Origin of the sequence: Meridianimarinicoccus zhengii, from assembly GCF_003254465.1 — a bacterium.
GTDB classification, from domain to species: domain Bacteria; phylum Pseudomonadota; class Alphaproteobacteria; order Rhodobacterales; family Rhodobacteraceae; genus Meridianimarinicoccus; species Meridianimarinicoccus zhengii.
Genome location: NZ_QDFI01000133.1, coordinates 1 through 5,174 on the forward strand (window position 1 = coordinate 1; position 5,174 = coordinate 5,174).

At 70.6% G+C, this 5,174-nt stretch carries 2 protein-coding genes and 2 pseudogenes; all 4 read left to right on the top strand.

Going from position 1 to position 5,174, the window contains the following annotated elements:
- Positions 1-505 (top strand): annotated as a pseudogene (locus DDE13_RS21695) (CCA tRNA nucleotidyltransferase); the annotation flags it as partial.
- 97 nt (positions 506-602) lie between these two features.
- Positions 603-2,477, top strand: coding sequence for an ABC transporter ATP-binding protein (locus DDE13_RS21700; RefSeq protein WP_111406292.1), 1,875 nt, complete (start codon positions 603-605; stop codon positions 2,475-2,477).
- A gap of 25 nt (positions 2,478-2,502) precedes the next feature.
- Positions 2,503-4,362 (top strand): ABC transporter ATP-binding protein, encoded by a 1,860-nt coding sequence (locus DDE13_RS21705; protein WP_111406293.1) that lies wholly within the window; start codon positions 2,503-2,505, stop codon positions 4,360-4,362.
- A 108-nt stretch (positions 4,363-4,470) separates the two neighbouring features.
- Positions 4,471-5,174: pseudogene (locus DDE13_RS21710) on the top strand (class I SAM-dependent RNA methyltransferase); the annotation flags it as partial.

Below are 5,174 nucleotides of genomic sequence, written 5' to 3' on the forward strand. Positions count from 1 at the left end.
GCAGGCGGGCGTGCTGGGCCGCGTGCTGCCCGGTGCCGATGCGCGCGCGCTGCCGGTTCTGGTGGCGCTGGAGGGTGACCACGGGGCGCCCATGGAGACGGGGGCCGCGCCGGACCCGATCCGGCGCCTCGCGGTTCTGGGCGGGGCGGATGCGGCGGCGGCACTGCGGCTGAGCCGGGCGGAGGCGAAACGGCTGGCGACCCTGCGCGACGGGATCGAAGGGCTGGCCGGTCCGGCGGAACTGGCGTTCCGGAACGGGGCGGACACGGCGCGGGACATCGTGCTGGCGCGGGCCGCGCTGACGGGCACGGCGCCGCCCGGCGCGCTGGAGGCGGCGCTGGCGCAGGGGGCGGCGGCGGTGTTTCCGATCAAGGCGGCGGACCTGATGCGCACCCATCGCGGCCCGGCGCTGGGGGCGGAATTGCGGCGGCTGGAACGGCTGTGGATCGACGCCGACTTCGCGCTGGACCGCGCGGCCCTGCTGGACGCCGTGAACAGGGGCTGAGCGGCGGCGCACCGCGCAAGGCCCCCCGGCCCGTTGGGTCCGCGGCAAAGCTGGGCTATGTGTCGGGACAAGCCCCGCGCGCAAAGGCCCCGCCCCGATGTTCCGCTTCTTCGAGACACTGGTCGATCCTTACGTCGACTACCCCGAAACCGACGCGCCGCCCCGGCGGCTGTGGCCGTTCATGCGCGCCTACGCGCGGCCCTTCCGGGGCGTGTTCGTCGTAGCAGGCGTGCTGTCGGTCGTCGTGGCCGCGGTCGAGGTCGGGCTGATCTGGTACATGGGGCGGCTGGTGGACATGCTGGGGCGCACCGACCCCGCAGATGTCTGGGCGGCGCACGGGTGGGAACTGGTCACAGCGGCGCTGTTCCTGCTGCTGCTGCGCCCGGCGATCCAGGCGCTGGACGTGTTGATCCTCAACAACGCGATCCTGCCCAATTTCGGCACGCTCTTTCGATGGCGCGCCCATCGGCAGGTGCTGCGCCAGTCCGTGGGCTGGTTCGAGAACGATTTCGCGGGCCGCATCGCCAACCGGATCATGCAGGCCCCGCCCGCGGCGGGCGAGGCCGTGTTCCAGGTCTTCGACGCGCTCAGCTTCGCGCTGGCCTATCTGATCGGTGCGGCGATCCTGCTGGCGGATGCCGACCCGCGCCTCGCACTGCCGCTGCTGGTCTGGTTCGCGGCTTATGCGGTGCTGGTGCGCTGGACGGTTACGCGCGTCGGTCCGGCGTCACAAGCCGCCAGCGACGCGCGGTCCATGACCACCGGGCGCGTGGTGGACAGCTACGCCAACATCCAGTCGGTGAAGATCTTCGCGCAGCACGACCGCGAACTCGACTACGCCAGAGAGGCGATCGAGACGACGCGCGAAACCTTCGCCCGCGAGATGCGGATTTTCACGGTCATGGACATCTGGCTCACGGCGCTGAACGGCGCGCTGATCGTGGGGGTCGTCGGTTGGGCGATCCTGATGTGGGTCCAAGGCACGGCTAGCGTGGGGGTCGTGGCGGCGGCGACCGCGCTGACCCTTCGGATCAATGCGATGACCGGCTGGATCATGTGGGCGGTCAGTTCCTTCTTCCGCTCGCTCGGCGTCGTGGCCGAGGGGATGGAGACCATCGCCCAGCCCATCGACATGCCGGACGCGCCCGGCGCGGTACCGCTGGATTTTAAGCTTGGCGAGATCACGGTGCGCGACCTGCACCACCACTATGGGCGCGGCGCGGGCGGTCTGAACGGTGTCAGCTTCACCCTGCGGCCGGGCGAGAAGATGGGACTGGTGGGCCGGTCCGGCGCGGGCAAGTCCACGCTCGTGAAGCTGCTTTTGCGCTTCTACGCGGCCGAGAAGGGCAGGATAGAGATCGACGGGCAAGACATCGCTTGCGTCACGCAGGACAGCCTGCGCGCGCAGATCGGGATGGTATCGCAGGACGCAAGCCTGATGCACCGGTCCGTGCGCGACAACATCCTGTATGGTCGTCCCGACGCGGGCGAGGACGCGATGATCGCCGCGGCGCGCAAGGCCGAGGCACATGAGTTCATTCAGGATCTGGTCGATCCGCAGGGGCGGCGCGGCTATGACGCCCATGTGGGCGAGCGTGGCGTGAAACTGTCGGGCGGGCAGCGTCAGCGGGTGGCGCTGGCCCGCGTGATCCTGAAGGATGCGCCGATTCTCGTGCTGGACGAGGCCACGAGCGCGCTGGACAGCGAGGTTGAGGCGCAGATCCAGCGCACCATGTATGATGTCATGGACGGCAAGACGGTGATCGCCATCGCGCACCGCCTGTCCACCATCGCGGCGATGGATCGGATACTCGTTCTGGAGGACGGGCGTATCGCCGAGGACGGCACCCATGCCGACCTGATGGCGCGGGATGGGCTTTATGCGGGCTTCTGGACACGCCAGTCGGGCGGGTTCATCGGAACCGACGACAGGGATGGCGACGGAAATGGCGACGCGAGGGCCGCGGAATGACCCTCGGGGGTGGAAAGGCGGCGGAATGACCATAGACGGCGTGGCAAGCAGGCTGGGGCTGGTCTGGCTCGGCAACCGGATCGACCCGTTCGCGACGGCCGATACCGCCCCGCCAGCGCGGCTCTGGCCGTTCCTGCGCTGGTGCCTGCGCGGGTCCGAACCGATGCTCTGGGTGGCCGGCATCATCGCCATCGTCACCGGCACGCTGGAGGTCGTCATGGCGCTCCTGCTTGGCGCGGTGGTCGACATCGCGCTTGGCAGCGGGCCGGAGCGGGTCTTCGCCGAAAACGCGCCAGTTCTGCTTGGAATGCTGCTGATCGTCGTGGTCATCCGGCCGCTCGCGCTCGGGGCGTCGGCGGCGATGCAGTCGGTCGTTGTGGGGCCGAACGTCAACACACTCACCCTGTCGCGGCTGCATCGGCACACGCTGGGGCAATCGGTGACGTTCTTCGACAACGATTTCGCGGGGCGCATCGCCCAGAAGGAGATGCAGACCAGCCGCGCGGTCATGGATATCACCGTCGAAAGCCTGAACACGGTGGTCTATGCGCTGGCGTCGGTGGTGGCGTCGGTCGCGCTTTTGCTGACCATCGACGGGCGGGCGGCCGCGCTGCTGCTGATCTGGGTGGCGCTGTATCTGTGGTTCATCGCATCGTGGCTGCCCAAGGTGCGCGGACGCGCGGCGGGGCGCGCGGGCGCGCGGGCGGCGGCCTCGGGCCAGGTCGTGGACACGGTGTCCAACATGCGCACCGTGAAGCTCTTCGCCAACGATCCGCTTGAGGACGAAAAGGCGCTGGGTGCCATGGGCACCTATCGCGCGCGGGCCATGGAATTCGGCCATGTGACGACCTTCTTCCGGCTGGGGCTGATGACCGTAGCCGGATTGGTGCCGGCGCTGCTGGTCGGCGCGACCCTGTGGTTCTGGCAGCAGGGCACTGCGACGGCGGGCGACATCGCCGCCGCGGGCACCATCGCCATCCGTATCGCACAGATGACCGGCTGGGTGAGTTTTACCCTGATGAACATCTATGCGAGCCTGGGCGAGGTGGAGGATGGGATGCGCACCCTGTCGCCAGCCCACACCCTGACCGACGCGCCGGGTGCGGTGGACCTGCCGGGTGGCCCGGCGGGCGTGCGCTTCAATGGCGTGGGCTTCGCCTATGGGCGCGACGTGGGCGGGGTGGAGCGGATCGATCTGGACATCGCACCGGGCGAGAAGCTGGGCATCGTGGGTGCCTCGGGCGCGGGCAAGTCCACGCTGGTCAGCCTGCTCTTGCGCCTGCACGACGTGGAAGCGGGCCGGGTGCTGGTCGCCGGGCACGACGTGCGCGAGGTGCGGCAGGTCAGCCTGCGCCGCCAGATCGCGATGGTCACGCAGGACACCGCGATGTTCAACCGATCCGCGCGGGAGAACATCCTTTATGGCCGCCCAGAGGCGACCGAGGCGGAACTGATGGAGGCCGCGGCCAAGGCCGAGGCGCTCGACTTTATCGCGGGCTTGCGCGACCACAACGGTCGTACGGGCTTCGACGCGCATCTGGGCGAGCGCGGCGTGAAGCTGTCGGGCGGGCAAAGGCAGCGCGTGGCGCTGGCCCGCGCCATCCTGAAGGACGCGCCGATCCTCGTGCTGGACGAAGCCACCAGCGCGCTGGATTCGGAGGTCGAGGCCGCGATCCAGTCGGCGCTGGAGCACGTGATGGAAGGCAAGACCGTGCTGGCCATCGCCCACCGGCTGAGCACGCTGGCGCATATGGACCGGATCATCGTGATGGATGCGGGCCGCATCGTCGAACAGGGCACCCACAGCGAATTGCTGGCGCGGCGTGGGCTTTACGCGCGCTACTGGGACCGGCAGTCGGGCGGGTTCATCGCCGCCGCCGAGTAGTCCGCGCGCAACCCCGGTGCGGGCGGGTCGCGCCCCCGGCGCGCGGGCAAATCGCGCGCCCCGGCGCACGGGCTTGTCCCGGCGCGGCGCGGCGGCTAGGGGCAACCCATGATCGAGGTGACGACAGACCGGCTGGGCCACCATGGCGACGGCATCGCGGCGGGGCCCGAAGGGCCGGTCTATGCCGCGCGCTGCCTGCCCGGCGAGCGGGTGGCGGGGGAACTTGCAGGCGACCGGATCGTGGCGCCGCGGGTGCTGGAACCGTCGCCCGACCGGGTGGACCCGCCCTGCCCCCATTATGCCGCCTGCGGGGGCTGCGCGCTGCTCCACGCCTCCGACGCCTTCGTGGCAGGCTGGAAGCGGGACATGGTCGCGCGCGCGCTGGCGGCGCAGGGTCTGGACGCACCGGTCCGGGGCATCGCCACGTCGCCAGCGCGATCACGGCGGCGTGCGGCGCTGTCGGGGCGGCGCACGCGCACGGGTGCGGTGGTGGGCTTTCACGGGCGCGCGTCCGACGCGCTGACGGCTGTGCCGGGTTGTCTTGTGTTGACGCCGGCAATCGTCGCGGGACTGCCGCTGCTGGAGGACATCACCCGGCTGGGCGGGTCGCGCAAGGGCGAACTGACCCTGACCGTCACCGACACGCGCGCCGGGCTGGACATTTCGGTGACGGACGGCCCGCCGCCATCGGCCGCGCTGATGGAGGCGCTCCCGGCGCTGGCGACGCGCGGGATGGCGCGGCTGACCTGGTCGGGCGAGGTGCTGGCCCAGCAGGCCCCGCCCGCGCTGGCGATGGGGCGCGCGCGGGTGGT

Bases quoted from the DNA above. Each gene is read 5' to 3' on its own strand.
- DDE13_RS21700 (WP_111406292.1), top strand. From the start codon at position 603: ATGTTCCGCTTCTTCGAGACACTGGTCGATCCTTACGTCGACTACCCC.
- DDE13_RS21705 (WP_111406293.1), top strand. From the start codon at position 2,503: ATGACCATAGACGGCGTGGCAAGCAGGCTGGGGCTGGTCTGGCTCGGC.